The sequence below is a fragment of the Roseicyclus sp. genome, assembly GCF_018402035.1.
Classification (GTDB): Bacteria; Pseudomonadota; Alphaproteobacteria; order Rhodobacterales; family Rhodobacteraceae; genus Roseicyclus.
Map to the genome: position 1 here is coordinate 219,542 of NZ_JAGYJN010000004.1, position 15,518 is coordinate 235,059.

General features: G+C 63.5%; 16 protein-coding genes and 1 tRNA gene. 8 read left to right on the forward strand and 9 right to left on the reverse strand.

Annotated features, from left to right (window positions below):
• Positions 1 to 9 precede the first annotated feature (9 nt).
• Positions 10 to 1,308 carry an ATP-binding protein gene (locus tag KG698_RS08965; protein ID WP_213685221.1) on the forward strand — a complete coding sequence of 433 codons (1,299 nt, stop codon included), beginning with the start codon at positions 10 to 12 and terminating at the stop codon, positions 1,306 to 1,308.
• A 117-nt stretch (positions 1,309 to 1,425) separates the two neighbouring features.
• Here the strand turns inward: KG698_RS08965 and KG698_RS08970 are convergent.
• Positions 1,426 to 1,501, reverse strand: a tRNA-Ile gene (locus KG698_RS08970).
• Between the two features lie 105 nt (positions 1,502 to 1,606).
• On the opposite strand from KG698_RS08970, the gene KG698_RS08975 reads away from it, so the two are divergent.
• From KG698_RS08975 to purN, 3 genes are all read left to right on the forward strand, one after another.
• Positions 1,607 to 2,005 (forward strand): hypothetical protein, encoded by a 399-nt coding sequence (locus KG698_RS08975; protein WP_213685222.1) that lies wholly within the window; start codon positions 1,607 to 1,609, stop codon positions 2,003 to 2,005.
• A 66-nt stretch (positions 2,006 to 2,071) separates the two neighbouring features.
• Positions 2,072 to 3,118, forward strand: coding sequence for a phosphoribosylformylglycinamidine cyclo-ligase (purM, locus tag KG698_RS08980; RefSeq protein WP_213685223.1), 1,047 nt, complete (start codon positions 2,072 to 2,074; stop codon positions 3,116 to 3,118).
• Positions 3,115 to 3,705 carry a phosphoribosylglycinamide formyltransferase gene (gene purN / locus KG698_RS08985; protein ID WP_213685224.1) on the forward strand — a complete coding sequence of 197 codons (591 nt, stop codon included), beginning with the start codon at positions 3,115 to 3,117 and terminating at the stop codon, positions 3,703 to 3,705. The genes purM and purN overlap by 4 nt, the downstream gene beginning before the upstream one ends.
• Positions 3,706 to 3,811: 106 nt before the next feature.
• Here purN and tkt read toward each other — a convergent pair whose 3' ends face one another.
• Positions 3,812 to 5,830, reverse strand: a complete 2,019-nt coding sequence (tkt, locus tag KG698_RS08990; RefSeq protein WP_213685225.1) for a transketolase — start codon at positions 5,828 to 5,830, stop codon at positions 3,812 to 3,814.
• Between the two features lie 214 nt (positions 5,831 to 6,044).
• Between tkt and KG698_RS08995 the strand changes: the two genes are divergently transcribed.
• Both KG698_RS08995 and KG698_RS09000 read left to right on the forward strand, forming a co-directional pair.
• Positions 6,045 to 6,851, forward strand: a complete 807-nt coding sequence (locus tag KG698_RS08995) for a hypothetical protein (RefSeq protein WP_213685226.1) — start codon at positions 6,045 to 6,047, stop codon at positions 6,849 to 6,851.
• Positions 6,844 to 7,257 carry a cell division protein ZapA gene (locus KG698_RS09000; RefSeq protein WP_213685227.1) on the forward strand — a complete coding sequence of 138 codons (414 nt, stop codon included), beginning with the start codon at positions 6,844 to 6,846 and terminating at the stop codon, positions 7,255 to 7,257. Before KG698_RS08995 ends, KG698_RS09000 begins: the two co-directional genes overlap by 8 nt.
• 18 nt (positions 7,258 to 7,275) lie before the next feature.
• Here KG698_RS09000 and KG698_RS09005 read toward each other — a convergent pair whose 3' ends face one another.
• On the reverse strand, positions 7,276 to 7,938 hold the full coding sequence (locus KG698_RS09005) for an SDR family oxidoreductase (RefSeq protein WP_213685228.1): 663 nt from the start codon (positions 7,936 to 7,938) through the stop codon (positions 7,276 to 7,278).
• A 128-nt stretch (positions 7,939 to 8,066) separates the two neighbouring features.
• Between KG698_RS09005 and KG698_RS09010 the strand changes: the two genes are divergently transcribed.
• A complete protein-coding gene (locus KG698_RS09010; RefSeq protein ID WP_213685229.1) occupies positions 8,067 to 8,669 on the forward strand; it encodes a biotin transporter BioY in 603 nt (200 codons plus the stop codon).
• Positions 8,670 to 8,736: 67 nt separating this feature from the next.
• Here KG698_RS09010 and purF read toward each other — a convergent pair whose 3' ends face one another.
• Positions 8,737 to 10,209 (reverse strand): amidophosphoribosyltransferase, encoded by a 1,473-nt coding sequence (purF, locus tag KG698_RS09015; protein ID WP_213685230.1) that lies wholly within the window; start codon positions 10,207 to 10,209, stop codon positions 8,737 to 8,739.
• 155 nt (positions 10,210 to 10,364) lie between these two features.
• Between purF and KG698_RS09020 the strand changes: the two genes are divergently transcribed.
• Positions 10,365 to 10,820 carry a hypothetical protein gene (locus KG698_RS09020; RefSeq protein WP_213685231.1) on the forward strand — a complete coding sequence of 152 codons (456 nt, stop codon included), beginning with the start codon at positions 10,365 to 10,367 and terminating at the stop codon, positions 10,818 to 10,820.
• A gap of 4 nt (positions 10,821 to 10,824) precedes the next feature.
• On the opposite strand, the gene KG698_RS09025 is transcribed toward KG698_RS09020, so the two are convergent.
• Genes KG698_RS09025 through alr form a run of 5 tightly spaced genes read right to left on the reverse strand, consistent with a single transcriptional unit; the run spans position 10,825 to position 15,392 of the window.
• Positions 10,825 to 11,382 (reverse strand): CvpA family protein, encoded by a 558-nt coding sequence (locus KG698_RS09025; RefSeq protein WP_213685232.1) that lies wholly within the window; start codon positions 11,380 to 11,382, stop codon positions 10,825 to 10,827.
• A gap of 32 nt (positions 11,383 to 11,414) precedes the next feature.
• Positions 11,415 to 12,782, reverse strand: a complete 1,368-nt coding sequence (gene radA, locus KG698_RS09030) for a DNA repair protein RadA (protein ID WP_213685233.1) — start codon at positions 12,780 to 12,782, stop codon at positions 11,415 to 11,417.
• Between the two features lie 47 nt (positions 12,783 to 12,829).
• Positions 12,830 to 13,576: an ABC transporter ATP-binding protein gene (locus KG698_RS09035; protein ID WP_213685234.1), complete on the reverse strand. Its 747-nt coding sequence runs from the start codon at positions 13,574 to 13,576 to the stop codon at positions 12,830 to 12,832.
• On the reverse strand, positions 13,573 to 14,358 hold the full coding sequence (locus KG698_RS09040) for an ABC transporter permease (protein ID WP_213685235.1): 786 nt from the start codon (positions 14,356 to 14,358) through the stop codon (positions 13,573 to 13,575). Before KG698_RS09040 ends, KG698_RS09035 begins: the two co-directional genes overlap by 4 nt.
• Complete coding sequence (gene alr / locus KG698_RS09045) at positions 14,355 to 15,392, reverse strand: alanine racemase (protein WP_213685236.1); 1,038 nt, start codon at positions 15,390 to 15,392, stop codon at positions 14,355 to 14,357. The genes KG698_RS09040 and alr overlap by 4 nt, the downstream gene beginning before the upstream one ends.
• Between the last annotated feature and the right edge of the window lie 126 nt (positions 15,393 to 15,518).

Genomic DNA, 15,518 nt, shown 5'->3' on the forward strand with positions numbered 1-15,518 from the left:
GGGTGCATGATGTTTCGATGGCTCAAACGCATGATGCCGCGGGGGCTTTATGGCCGTGCCGCATTGATTTTGCTTGTGCCCATCATCACGCTGCAGATTGTCGTGTCGGGCCAAATCCTGCAACGCTATTTCCGCGAGGTCGCCGGCCAGATGTCAAGCGCGCTGGCGCTGGATCTGCGGCTGGTTGTCGATGCGATCGCCGCCGGCGAGGGGCAGGCGCGCGGGCTGGCCTATGCGCTGGAGATCGACATCGCCATAGCCCCCCGTGATCTGTTGCGCGATCAGCGGGTGTTTTACGATCTGACCGGGATCGAGGCGATTGCCGTGCTGCGCCGCGAGGTGCCGGGGCTGGTCGCGGTCGATCTGGTCAGCGATTGGCGTCGCCCTGTCATCATCATCGACACGCGCGAGGGCAATATCGCTTTGTCCGTGGCGCGCAGCCGGATATCGGCCTCGAACCCGCATCAGCTTTTGGTGTTGATGGTCGGTTTTGGCCTCTTCATGACATGGGTCGCCTATCTGTTCTTGCGCAACCAGCTCAAGCCGATCAAGCGGCTGTCGGACGCGGCCGAGGCCTTTGGCAAGGGGCGGCTGGTCAGCTATCACCCCTCGGGTGCGGCCGAGGTGCGTAGCGCAGGGCATGCCTTTCTCGATATGCGCGCCCGGATCGAGGGGATGATCGAACAGCGCACCTTGATGCTGTCGGGGGTCAGCCATGATCTGCGCACACCTTTGACGCGGATGAAGCTTGGCCTGTCGATGCTCGACGAGGCGCCGGAGGTGGCGGCGCTGTTGCGCGATGTGGCCGAGATGGAGGCGCTTTTGGCCACCTTCCTCGATTTTGCGCGTGGCGAGGCCTTGGATGATCCCATCGCAACCGACCCGGTCGCGCTGGTGCGGGCCTTGGTCGATGATCTGGCGCGCGGGGGGGCGCGTGTCGATCTGGTGCTGCCTGCGCATGGTGCGGCGGTAATGCTACGTCCGCAAGCGGTCAGGCGGTGCTTGAGCAATCTGATCTCGAATGCCCATCGCTATGGTGCAACCGTGCGGCTGAGCCTCAGCCTTCCGCCGAGATCCATTCGCTTTACGATTGAGGATGATGGGCCGGGCATTCCCGCCGCGCGGCGCGCCGAGGCGATGGTGCCTTTCGCGCGGCTTGATGAAGCGCGCAACCAAGACAAGGGGTCGGGCGTCGGGCTCGGCTTGGCCATCGCGCGCGATATCGCGCAGCGCCATGGCGGCAGCTTAAGCTTGGGCGATAGCGCGGCGCTTGGCGGCCTGCGGGTGGATCTGGTCTTGCCGCGCTAAAGCATGTCGCGTTCTATCGCATTCAGCGCAACAGGCGAACGCCACACGCGCTAGTCCAGCATGATTGGCGCGGATGGTTCGGTATGGCCGGTTCAGTGATCGCTGCATGCAAGGCGGTGGTAGGCCCGGAGGGACTTGAACCCCCAACCAAAGCGTTATGAGCGCTCTGCTCTAACCATTGAGCTACAGGCCCGCCAGCGCATGGCTTATCAGACATCGTCCCCCCGTCAAGCGCTGCGACTTGCGGGTTGGGGGCGCTTGGCCTATGCCAAACCAAGTTCAGTGAAGGATGACGCCTATGCAACTGATGCCGATGCTTGCCCTCCGCTATCTGGCTTGGCTCTTGGTGCTGCGGGTGATTTTCGGCATTCTCGTGCAACTCGCGGGTCTTCCCAATTCGATGGCAACGGCTGTCATTCTGGCTGCCGCGCCGCTTGCCGATATCGGCTATCAGGCCGCCCGCAAATCCAACCGCAAGCTGCGCGTTGCGGACTGGTCGCTCATCTGGGGCATGTGTCTTGGGATTTTCGCATGTGTCCAGATTATCTTGCCCGCGATCATCTTGGCACCGATGCGCGCTATTTTGGCCGATCCTGCGGGGTTGCAACAAACGCTTTTGGTGCTGCTCAGCACTGGCGCGATGATGGCGTTGTTTTTGTGGATCGGGCGGCGCGCCATGCGCGGCGCGGCGCGATAGCATCAACCGCATGGACGCGCGCGTCCGCGCCTGCTAGGGGCGCAGCCAAATCAAGGAGGCTTTCTCATGACCTATCCGCAAAACGGCCTGACCTATGCCGAGGCCGGTGTCGATATCGACGCGGGCAATGCGCTGGTTGACCGTATCAAGCCTGCAGCGGCTGCAACCACGCGGCCCGGTGTGATGAGCGGGCTGGGCGGGTTTGGGGCGCTCTTTGATCTCAAGGCGGCTGGCTATGACGACCCGATCTTGGTGGCGGCCACCGATGGGGTGGGCACCAAGCTCAAGATCGCGATCGACACGGGGCTTTATGATACGATTGGGATCGATCTGGTGGCGATGTGCGTCAATGATCTGGTCTGTCAGGGCGCAGAGCCTTTGTTCTTCCTCGACTATTTTGCCACCGGCAAGCTTGAGGTCGATGCCGCCGCGCGCATCATCGCAGGGATCGCTGAGGGCTGTCGCCTGTCAGGCTGCGCGCTGGTTGGCGGTGAGACCGCCGAGATGCCGGGCATGTATGCCCCCGGTGATTTCGATCTGGCGGGCTTTGCCGTCGGCGCGATGAACCGCGGCGCGGCCTTGCCTGCCGGTGTGCAGGCGGGCGATGTGCTTTTGGGGCTGGCCTCTGACGGGGTCCATTCCAATGGCTATTCCTTGGTGCGCCGGGTGGTGGAACGTACGGGCCTTGCATGGGACGCGCCCGCGCCCTTTGGCGAGGGCAGCCTTGGCGCGGCGCTTTTGGCACCGACGCGGCTTTACGTGAAACCCGCCTTGGCCGCGATCCGGGCGGGCGGCGTGCATGCTCTCGCCCATATCACCGGCGGCGGTTTGACCGAGAACCTGCCGCGTGTCCTGCCCGCGGGGTTGGGCGCACAGATCGATCTGGGCGCGTGGACCTTGCCGCCTGTGTTCAAATGGCTGGCCGCCGAAGGTGGCTTGGCACAGGCCGAGATGCTCAAGACCTTCAACGCAGGGATCGGCATGGTGCTGGTGGTGGCGCAAGACCGCGCCGATGCGATTGCCGCCGAGTTAGTGGCGGCGGGTGAAAGCGTGCATCACTTGGGCCATGTCGCGCCAGGTGCGGGGGTCAGCTACACGGGCGTGCTTGCGTGAGCAAACGCACCGCCATTCTGATCTCCGGCGGCGGCTCCAACATGGTCACGCTTGTGCAAAGCATGGTGGGCGATCATCCCGCGCGCCCCTGTCTGGTGCTGGCCAATGATCCGGGCGCGGGCGGGCTGGACAAGGCCGCAGCGCTGGGCGTGCCGACCGCGGTGGTCGATCACCGCCCCTTTGGCCGTGACCGCGCGGGTTTCGAGGGTGAATTAAGCCGCGTTTTGGCCGCTCATGCCCCTGATATCATTTGTCTGGCGGGGTTCATGCGGGTGCTGACACCCGATTTTGTGACGCGCTGGCAGGGGCGGATGCTGAATATCCACCCTTCGCTTTTGCCGAAATACCCCGGGCTGCACACCCATGCCCGCGCGCTTGGGGCGGGCGATGCCGAGGCCGGGTGCAGCGTGCATGAGGTGACAGCCGAGCTTGATGGCGGGCCGATCTTGGGCCAAGCGCGGGTGCCGGTCTTGCCCGGCGACACGCCCGACAGCCTGTCCGCGCGGGTGCTGATGCAAGAGCATCGGCTTTATCCGATGGTTTTGCGCCGCTTTGCCGATGGGGATCGGTCGCGCATCGATATCTGAGGGGGCAACGCCTTTTCGAAAAGGCGTGCGCGGGCCGAAGCAGCCCGCGCGATGCGGTTCGCAAACCGCACGCACGCCCTTTGCAAAGGGCGTGCGGCAGCTCGTATCACAAGAGCGATTTGACCTTATCGGCCACAGCCTCGGCGGTGATGCCGAAGTGGCGGTAAAGCTCCTCCGCCGGGGCCGAGGCACCGAAACCATGCATGCCGACAAAACCGGATTTTTCACGCCGGCCACGCTCGCCAAAGAGCCAGCGATCCCAGCCGAAACGGATGCCTGCCTCGACCGCGACGCGCACGGGCCCTGCGGGGAGAACGCGCTTGCGATAAGCCTCGTCCGTCTCTTCGAAAATCTCCCAGCAGGGCATGGAGACGACGCGCGTGCCGATCCCTTGCGCCTCAAGCAGGTCGCGCGCTGCCATGGCGATGGCGACTTCCGATCCGGTCGCCATCAAGATCGCCTGCCGCTTGCCAGCGACCGCATCGGCCAGCACATAGCCGCCTTGGGCCACCATGTTCTTGGCCGTGTGGGTCTTGCGCAGCGTGGGCAGGTTTTGGCGGCTCAGCGCCAGTACGCTTGGCGTCGTCTTTTGCGACAGTGCCACTTCCCAAGCTTCGGCGGTCTCGACCGCGTCGGCGGGGCGGATGACCAGCGTATTGGGCGTGGCGCGCAGCGTCGCCAGATGCTCGACCGGCTGGTGGGTCGGCCCATCCTCGCCCAGACCGATGCTGTCATGGGTCATCACATAGGTGACGGGCAGCCCCATCAGCGCCGAGAGCCGCATCGCGGGGCGGGCATAATCGGTAAACACCATGAAGGTGCCGCCATAGGGGCGCACACCGCCATGCAGCGCCATGCCGTTCATCGCCGCCGCCATCCCATGTTCGCGGATACCGTAGTGGATATGGCGGCCGCGGCGATCTTCGGGGCCGAAGGTGCCGATATCCTTGGTATTGGTATTGTTCGATCCGGTCAGATCGGCCGAACCGCCCAGATGCTCGCCCAAGAGCGGGTTGATCACCTCGAGTGCCAATTGGCTGGCGGTGCGGGTGGCGATCTTGGGGGCTTTCTCGGAATGGCTCTTTTTCAGGGCGCGGATCGCGGCGCTGAGTTTCTTGGGCATCTCGCGGCCAAAGGCGCGGGTGAACTCGGCCTTTTTCCCATCGGAGAGCGCGGCGAAGTCACCTTCCCACGCCTGCCGCGCGGCTTTGCCCTTGGCGCCCACGCCTTCCCACCAGCTTTTCAGATCGGCGGGGATCTCAAAGGGGCCATGCGACCAGCCATAGGCATCTTTCGCGGCCTTGAGCTGGGCTGCATCGGTTAGCGCGCCATGGCCTTTGGCGGTATCTTGGGCGGCATGGCCAATCGCGATATGGGTTTTGCACGCGATCATCGCGGGGCGGGGGCTTGCCTTGGCGGCCGTGATCGCCGCATTGATCGCGTCTGGGTCGTGCCCATCGCAAGAGAACACATCCCAACCACTTGCCGCAAAACGCGCCAGCTGATCGGTGCGATCCGCGATCGAGACCTTGCCATCAATGGTGATGCCATTGTCATCCCACAACACGATCAACCGCGACAATTCCTGACGCCCGGCAAGCGCGATGGCCTCTTGGCTGACACCCTCCATCAAACAGCCATCGCCTGCGATGCAATAGGTGTAATGGTCGATGATCTTCTTGCCCCATTTGGCGCGCAGGAACTCCTCGGCCATGGCAAAGCCCACGGCATTGGCGATCCCTTGGCCCAAGGGGCCGGTCGTCGTCTCGATCCCCATTGCATGACCATATTCGGGATGGCCCGCCGTGATCGCGCCCAGCTGGCGGAAATTCTTCATCTGCTCCAGCGTCATATCGGGCGAGCCGGTCAGGTAGAGCAGCGCATATAGCAACATCGAGCCATGACCCGCCGACAGGATAAAGCGGTCGCGGTTAGCCCAATCGGGCGCGGAGGCATCGAAACGCAGATGCTTGTCGAACAGCACGGTCGCCACATCGGCCATGCCCATCGGCATGCCGGAATGACCCGAATTGGCCGCCGCCACGGCGTCAAGCGCCAGCGTGCGAATACAAGTGGCCCGCCGCCAATGATCGGGATGGCTGGCGGCGCGTGCGGTGAGGTCCATTGTGGTGTCCTTCGAATGGCAGCTTGGGCGTAACCCATGCGGGGCGGCTTCGGGCTGATGCGCCCGCCGCCACCACACACAGGCAGATGTGCCCGGTTCTACCAGAGGCGCATGTTGGCGCAACCAGTAAGCAGGGGCAAATTGTCCATTTCCCGCGCATTACATTCAAGTTGGCGCGGAAATCCTTGCAAATCCGGGGAAATTGCATTTCGCTATGGCGCAAGAACAGCAGCCATTTCCGGCATGGGTCGGGACGCGGAAAAACGGGGCATCGAAAGCGATGGGCGAGACCGCCGAATTCGAGAAACTCAATACGTTGGAGGCGCGCTTGGCCGCAGCGCTCGACCGGATCGCGACGGGTCTGGGTGATGCGATGGGAAAGCCGCCGCTGGAAGATCCCAGCCTCAGCTCGGCAGCTTTTGAGGATGCGGTCATTCGCGCCGAAAGGGCCGAGGCGCGGATTGCCGAACTCGAAGCTGAGATGGCCGGGTTGATTGACCCCGCGCAGGCGCAAGCCGCCGCAGATGCGGCCGCTGAAACCATCGCCGCGCGCGAGGGCGAGATTGCAAAGCTTCAAGCCAGCTTGGTTGCGCAAGCCCCCGCGCCGGCGCAAGGCATGGCCGAGGAATTGGCCGCCAAAACTGCCAAGATCGCCGATCTTGAGGCGCGCGTGGCCCGGTTCAAGGGCGAGCGTGACGCCGCCATCGCCGCACAAGAAGAAGCGCGCGATATTGCCGAGGAATTGCAAGCCGCCGCCGGGCACCACCCCGATGAACGCGCCATGGCGCTGCGCGCCGAGATCAAGGAATTGCAGGTGATCAATGATCGCTTGATCAAGAATATCAACCGCTTGCGGGGTGAGAACGCCACTGATCCTGCGGTGTTGAACAAAACCTTGGTGGTCGAGCTTGACGCGCTGCGCGCACAGCGCGCCTCCGAGGCGGCAGAGCTAGAGCGAATTTTGGCCGATCTTGATCCGGCGGCCATGGGAACCGAACCGGGGGAGGGCGCGCATGCCTGAGATCAATATCCAGATCGGCGGGCGCGATTTCACCGTTGCCTGTCAGCCCGGTGAAGAACCCTATCTGCAGGCTGCAGCGCGCATGCTCGATACCGAGGCGACCGTGATCTTGGGCCAGATCGGGCGGATGCCGGTTGACCGGATGCTGTTGATGGCGGGGTTGATGCTGGCCGACAAGACCGCAGCGCTTGAGGATGAGGTGAAGGGGTTGCAAGACAAGCTCGCCGCGCAGGAAAAGACGCTTGCCGCCTCGGAAGAGCGTTTGGCCGACCGCGCGCGCCGCATCGCCGCCTTGCAAGATGCCGCCCCGCGCACCGAACTGCCCGACCGCTTCACCGATGGCTTGGCCGAGCTTGCCGCGCGCGCCGAGGCCATCGCAGATGAGTTGGACGCGCGCCGCGCCTAAGCGGGTGTGGTCGCAATCCTAGCCCAGCAAAACCGGCAAAAGCCGTGCAGCCTCAGCATGGGGATGGGCAAGCGGGCTGCGATCTTCGCCGGGGTAGAACCGCGCGCGCACCGCCGTTGGCATGGGGCGCGGTTGCACCAGATGCACCTTGAGCGGGAATTTCACTGTCTCGGCCTGCCATGACTGGATCATCGCGCGCTGCGCGGCTTTGCACATGCCATAGGGGCCTGCGAATTTCGCGTCCCATTGATCGTCGAAAAACAGCGCCTGCGGCTTTGGCGCGGGTGCAATCAACGGATCGACAAAGGCCATCAACCGGGCGAAGGCGCGAATATTGGTCGCGATCAGCTTATCAAGGTCTTTGGCCGCCAAATGCGGCGCGGGCGTCAGCGCGGTCACATGGATCGCGGCATGCACCCAGATATCGGCGCGCCCCCAACGCTCATGGATGGAACGGCACAGATGCGCCATCGCGCCCTCGTCGGTGACATCCATCGGCGCAAGCGTCGCTTGTCCGCCCGCCGTTTTGATCCGGTCGTCGAGCTCCTCGAGCGCGCCCACATTGCGGGCAACGGCCACGACATGTGCACCGCGCGCAGCTAGCCATTCGGCACTCGCCGCACCGATCCCACGCGATGCGCCGGTGACCAGCGCGATTTGTCCGTCAAAAGGCTTTTCCATGGGCTGCCAACTGCCTCTTTCACGCAGCAAAGGCAAGAGGCTGCGGCTGCGCGGCGCGCTTGACTTGGCCGCTTTGCGCGGGGATACGGAAGCAAAGGGACACGTTCCGCTGTATCAAGGAGGCGACCATGGGCCGCGAGACATTATTGACTGCAACATTCGGTGATCAGGGCGTTTTGCGCAAAACCCTCTTGGTGTTGGCGGGCGCGCTTTTCATCGCGCTTGCCGCTCAGATCAGCGTGCCGATGTGGCCGGTTCCCGTGACCTTGCAAAGCTTGGCAATCTTGCTGGTTGGTTTCGCCTATGGCAGCCGCTTGGGTGCGGCGACCGTCATCGTCTATCTGGCCCAGGGCCTGATGGGTCTGCCGGTCTTTACGCCCACCACGATGCCGGGGCTGGCTGCGTTGATCGGGCCGACGGGTGGCTTCCTGATCGGTTTCGTGGCGCTGGCTTGGATCGCGGGCTTTGCAGCTGAGCGCAAATTGGCGCGTGGCGTGATCGGCACGGCGTTGGTGGCGCTGGTGGCCAGTGCTGCGCTGTATCTGCCCGGTGTGCTCTGGCCGATGAGCCTGGCTGCACTTGCCGGTGTCGATGCGGGTTGGGCTGGTCAAGGCTTGGGCTTCTACTGGACCCATTTCGTCGCACCCTTCTTGATCGGTGATGCGATCAAGGCGGTTTTGGCCGCAGTAATTGTCACCGGAGCGTGGTCAGCTTTGTCGCGCAAAGCCTGAGGCGGCACCATCACAATACAAAAGGCCGCCCTCGGGGGCGGCCTTTTTTGTTGCGCTTGTCGCTGGACTACAAGGCTGGCTCGCCCAGCTTGAACCCACGCGCCATTTGATCAGTGGGCTTGACCGGGTAATCACCCGAGAAACAGGCATCGCAATAGGCGGGCTGCTTGGGATCGCGCCCCGCCGCTACGCCCACGGCGCGGTAAAGCCCATCAAGCGTGATAAACCTGAGCGAGGCCACGCCCAGATGGTGGCGCATCTCGTCCTCGGACATGGTGGCGGCAAGTAGCTTTTCACGCTCGGGCGTATCGACACCGTAAAAGCAGGGCCAAGCGGTCGGCGGCGAGGCGATGCGGAAATGCACCTCGGCCGCGCCGGCATCAAGGATCATCTCCTTGATCTTGCGGCTGGTGGTGCCGCGCACCACGCTGTCATCGACCAAGATCACCCGCTTGCCGCGAATAAGCGCGCGGTTGACGTTGAGCTTGAGGCGCACACCCATATTGCGGATCTGCTCGGTCGGCTCAATAAAGGTGCGGCCCATATATTGGTTGCGGATGATCCCCATGGCATAGGGGATACCCGACTGCAGGCTATAGCCGATGGCCGCTGGCGTGCCGCTATCGGGCACGGGACAGACCAGATCGGCATCAACAGGTGCTTCCTTGGCCAATTCGCGCCCAATCGCCTCGCGGGTTTCATAGACCGAGCGGCCGCCGATGATGCTGTCGGGACGCGAGAAATAGACATGCTCGAAGATGCAGAACCGCGGGCGCTTGGGCTCGAAGGGTTTGAAGCTTTCGATCTGGCTGCCCGAGATCACCACCATCTCGCCCGGCTCCACCTCGCGCAGGAAGTCGGCCCCGATGATGTCGAGCGCGCAAGTCTCGGACGACAGCGCATAGCCATCGCCCACGCGGCCCAAGACCAAGGGCCGCACGCCCAAGGGATCGCGCACGCCGATCAGCTTGGTGCGCGTCATGGCGACCACCGAAAACGCCCCCTCGACCCGGCGCAGCGCGTCTTTCATCCGCTCGGGGATGGTCTTTTGCAACGAGCGCGCCATCAAATGAATGATGCATTCGCTGTCAGAGGAGGATTGAAAGATCGAGCCGCGCTCGATCAACTCGCGGCGCAGCTCATCGGCATTGACGATATTGCCGTTATGCGCAATCGCCGCACCGCCCATGGCAAATTCGCCAAAGAAGGGCTGCACATCGCGGATCTGCGTGGCACCTTTCGATCCGGCGGTGGAATAGCGCACATGGCCAATCCCAATCTCGCCGGGCAGGGTCTCCATCACGCTGGCCGAGGTGAAGTTATCCCGCACAAGGCCAAAGCGGCGCGCCGAGGAAAAGCCATGTTCGGGGTGATGGGTGACAATGCCACCGGCCTCTTGCCCGCGATGCTGAAGCGCATGCAGGCCGAGCGCGATAAAGTTGGCGGCATCGGACACGCCGATCACGCCAAAGACGCCGCACTCTTCGCGTAGCTTGTCATCATCGGGGCAATCGAACGGGTGACGGGGGAGGGCTTGCATCGTGGCCGAATCTCCGGGCTGCGTCGTTAAGGTTGACATAGGGCAGCAGCGCGTCACTGTCACGAAACGATCACATCATTCGCCCTTTTGGGTGCCGGTAATGCCGACGCGGTCTGACCACCCCATGCGGCCTGTATGAAAATGTAAGGGATGCGATGCGCTTGATCATCTTTTTAGCAGGGTTGAGCATGGTGCTTAGCTGGGGTTTGACCTGGATCGACCCACCCTTTGCAGGAGCGGCCCTTTCCCCGATGGCAATGGTCAGCGATGGCCGCATCATGCTTGGCCCGGATAGCCCATGGCAAGCTTGGGTTTTTCTGGGTGGTTTTGCCGCGGCAGCCTTGGCTGCGCTGATCGCGCTGCGCGGGCGCGGTGCGGGGCTTTTGGCGCTTTTGGCGGGGCTTTCGCCGCTCATCGTGTTGGGCGATGCGCTGATCCGTGCCGAGAGTTTGCGCCGCGATCTTGGATTGCCCTTTGCGGTCGATCTGGGCGATTTGCGCGCAAGCTGGTCTTTGTTGGAAGATTTTCTGCGGATCGGCTTTTGGGCCTATGGGCTCGGTGCTGTGGTCTTGTTGATGGCTGGTCTCTGGCAGGTTTTGGCGCGCCGATAGGGGGTTATTGCGCGGTGCAAACCCCGGTCAATTGCTCGTAGCGCGCCAAGATCCAGCCCGGCGTATCATCGGGGATCTGCGCCTCAACCTGGTCCTGCACCTGCGCAAAGACCTGCGCCGAGCGGCTGTCTGTCACCATAGCAACCGGTTCATTCCCCACGATCCGCTCATAGGCGATGAAGGCCACGACGACCAAGAGCACGCCGCGCGCCACCCCGAAGAGAAAGCCCAAGCCCGCATCCACCCCGCCAATGGCCGAACGTTGCACAGCGGTGGCAAACATCGGCGTGAAAAGTGACACGACCACCAAGGCAATCGCAAAGACACCCGCGAAACTGGCCAAGATACCCAATTCGCAGCTTTCGCCGATGAAATCGCCCAAATACGGCACTTCACGGATCAGCGGCAGGGCATTGGGGGCAAAGATGAAGGCAATGATCGCAGCCGTGATCCAGCCGCCGATTGACAGTGCCTCGCGCACAAAGCCGCGCGCATAGGCCAAGATGGCCGAAACGACGATGACGCCGGCCACAATGCCATCAACGAGAGTGAAACCTTCCATACGCTGCCCTTACCCGTTTACACGCGCAATTCCTATCCCGCGCCAAAGACCTCGCCCACGAATTTGGGCAGATCCGCCATTTCTTGTACCGTTACGCCGCTTGCCGCACCGAATTTGCATCCCGCAGGTGCGATGGCTGTGGAAAAACCAAGTTTCGCGGCCTCTTTCAACCTGTTTTCCGCCTGCGACACGGGGCGCAGCGCCCCCGATAGCGATAATTCCCCGAAAACCACCCCATCACGGGGGAGTGCGGTATCCTCGCGCGCCGATAACAGGGCCGCTGCCACCGCCAGATCGGCGGCAGGCTCCGATATCCGCAGGCCACCCGCGATGTTGAGATAGACATCGAGCCCGGCAAAGGAAATGCCCGCCCGCGCCTCGAGCACGGCCAAGATCATCGACAGCCGCCCGCCATCCCAGCCCACCACCGCGCGCCGCGGCTGGCTAAGGGTAGAGGGGGCGACCAAGGCCTGAATCTCCACCAAAACGGGCCGTGTCCCTTCCATCCCCGCAAAGACCACGGCACCGGGTGCAGGCGCGTCGCGGTCGGACAGAAACAGCGCCGAGGGGTTGGCGACCTCGGCCAGCCCCGCGCCTGTCATCTCGAAGACGCCGATCTCATCGGCGGGGCCGAAGCGGTTTTTCACGCTGCGCAGGATGCGGAACTGATGCCCGCGCTCGCCTTCGAAATACAGGACCGTATCGACCATATGCTCGACCACGCGAGGGCCCGCGATCTGACCCTCTTTGGTGACATGACCCACCAACATGACCGAGACGCCGCGCCGCTTGGCGAAGGTGGTCAATTCATGCGCGCTCGCGCGGACTTGGCTGACCGAGCCCGGTGCCGCCTCGACGGTATCGAGCCACATGGTCTGGATCGAATCAATGATCGCAAGATCGGGCGCTTCGGCCTCAAGCGTGGTGAGAATGTCGCGCAGATTGGTCTCAGCCGCCAACATCACCGCGCTATCGGCCAGCCCAAGGCGCTGGGCGCGCATGCGGACCTGCGCCGTGGCCTCCTCGCCCGAGACATAGATGACCTTGGCACCTGCGCGCGCGAAACTGGCCGCGGCCTGCAGCAAAAGCGTGGATTTCCCGATGCCCGGATCGCCACCCACCAGCGTGGCCGAGGCAGGCACCAAGCCCCCGCCCAAAACGCGGTCGAACTCTGCCATGCCCGAGGTGCGGCGCGGTGGCGGGGTTTCTTGGGTGCGCAGATCGCTCAGCCCGATGCGCCGCCCCTTTGCCGCCCCCAGCGCCGCCTTGCCCGGACCGGCCGAAAGCGGTGCCTCCTCCGCGATGCAGTTCCATTCGCCGCAAGCCTCGCAGCGCCCCGACCATTTCTTATGGGTCGCGCCGCAGGCCGAGCAGATGAATTGGGTGATGGGTTTTGCCATGCGATGGGCTTAGCTCAGCGCCACGCGCTGCGCCAGTGCGACACGCATCAGCGCACCGCCGCGATGGGGCCTTCGGCATCACCGTTCACGAATTGCCGGAGATAGGGGTCATCGGCGGTGTCGATCTGGGCCACCGGGCCATGCCAGCGGATCACCCCTTCGTGCAGCATTGCGACCTTGTCGGCGATGGCGCGCACCGAACGCATGTCATGGGTGATGGTCAGCGCGGTCGCCCCCATCTCGGTCACGATCTCGCGGATCAAATCGTTGATGACGCCCGACATGATCGGGTCGAGCCCGGTGGTGGGTTCGTCGAAAAAGATGATCTCGGGCTCGGCGGCAATGGCGCGCGCCAGGCCCACGCGCTTTTGCATGCCACCCGAGAGTTCCGAGGGGAAAAGATCGGCCACATCGGGCTTAAGGCCCACGCGGCGCAGCTTTTCGATGGCAATCTCGCGGGCTTGCGCCTTGGGCCGCTTTTGCGGCCCGCGTTGCAGCCGAAAGGCCACATTCTGCCAGACCGGCAGCGAATCGAACAAGGCACCGCCCTGAAACAGCATCCCGAACCGCGCGAGAAAGGCATCGCGATCACCCGATTGCACATCCTGCCCATCGACCGTGATCGAACCGCTATCCGGCGTCACCAGCCCCAGCACGCATTTCAGGCAGACCGATTTGCCGGTGCCAGACCCGCCGATGATCACACAGCTTTCGCCACGCGCCACATCAAGCGTGAGGCCCTGCAAGACCCGCTTCGACCCAAAGGCCTTATGGACATTATCAAGCCGGATCATGCGTTGAAAAACAGCTCCGTCAAAAGGTAGTTGGCCGCCAAGATCATGATCGAGGCCGAGACAACGGCATTGGTCGTGGCCCGCCCCACGCCTTGCGCGCCGCGCCCCGAATTCATCCCGTGATAGCAGCCCATCAAGGCCACGATGAACCCAAAGACCGCGCCCTTGATCAGGCCCGAGGTGATATCCCACAGCTCAAGGAAATCGACCGTGTTGCGCAGATAAGCGGCTTCGTTAAAGCCAAGACGCGTGGTGGACACCAGATAGCCGCCGAAAATCCCGATGGCGTCACCCACCGCCACCAAGATGGGCAGGCTGATGGTCGCCGCCAGAATGCGCGGCACGGTGAGGTATTTCAGCGGGTTGGTAGACAGCGTGACCAGCGCGTCGATCTGTTCGGTGACTTTCATCGTGCCAAGCTCGGCCGCGATGGCGGCTGCCACGCGGCCCGCGACCATCAAGCCGCCCAAGACCGGGCCAAGTTCACGCACGATGCCGATGGCCACGATCTGCGGTACCACCGCCTCGGCGTTGAAGCGCGCGCCACCGGCAAAAATCTGCAAAGCCAGCGCGCCGCCGGTGAAAAGTGCGGTCAGACCTACAACCGGCAAGGAGAGCCAGCCGATCTGCAACAGCTGCCACAGCAGTTCGCGCGGGTAGAAAGGCGGGCGCAGGATATGGCTGATCGCCTGACCGGCGTAGATCGTGACTTGGCCGATCACGCGCAGCATGCCGAGCGTCGAGCGCCCGATGGTCGCGAAAGGGATCAAAAGCGGGTTCATGCGCCGATATAGGCGCGCTGGTAGCGCCCGCCCAGTGAGGTAAGAATTTCATAGCCGATGGTGCCCGCCACATCGGCCAGCGCATCGACACCTTGCTGGGCGCAAAGAATATCGAGATGATCGGGGATCTCGGCCAGATCGGTGACATCGACGGTCAAAAGATCCATCGAAACACGGCCCGCTAAGGGGCAGGCATTATCGCCTGAAAAAAGCCTCGCCTTGCCGCTCATGTATCGGATGAGACCATCGGCGTAACCCGCTGATAGCGTAGCAATTTTTGTGGGTCTTTTCGCGGTGAAGCTGGCGGCGTAACCCACCGTTTCACCCGGTGCCACATCGCGGATTTGGACAATCGGCAGCGACAAGGTGACGACCGCGCGCGCTGCATCAAAGGGCGCGCCGCCGTAAAGCCCGACACCGGGCCGTGTCAGGTCGAAATGATAGTCGGGGCCAAGCAAGATCCCGCCTGTGGCCGAGAAGCTACGCGGGGCGCTGACGCCTGCGGTCATCGCGGTGAAAGCGGCAAGTTGGGCGGCGTTGAGCGGGTGATCCGGCACGTCCGCGCAAGCCAGATGCGACATGACCAGCGTCAGCGGTCCGGCCTCCAGATCGGTGCGGGTGGCCGCCCATTCGGGGGCCTCCATCCCCAGCCGGTTCATGCCGGTGTCGAGCTGCACGCCGTAAGCATGGCCGGGCAGGGCGGCGCTGTGGCGGGCGGCCTGTTCGGGGCTGTTGAGCATCGGGGTCAGCGCATGGTCGCGGATCAGCGCGGTATCGCCTGCCATATGGCCGGAAAAAATGTTGATCTCAGGCCCGTCACCAAGGGCAATGCGCAGCTGCGCCCCCTCTTCGGCGGTGGCGACGAAAAACCGCCGCGCCCCTTCGCGCGCCAAGCGCTGCGCGACAAGGGATGCGCCACAGCCATAGCCATCGGCCTTGACCACGGCACCGGTCTGCGCGCGCGATAGCGCGGCCAGCGCGCGCCAATTGGCCGCGATGGCGTCAAGATCAATGGTGAGAATGCCTGTACCCATGGCCCCTGTGTCGGGCCTTGCTGCGGCGGGGTCAAGGGGGGCGCTGCCCCGTCGCTGGAAGCGACGCGGTTTAAGTAAGGGGGCTCTGCCCCCGTCGCGCTTTGCGCGACTCCCCCGGGATATTTG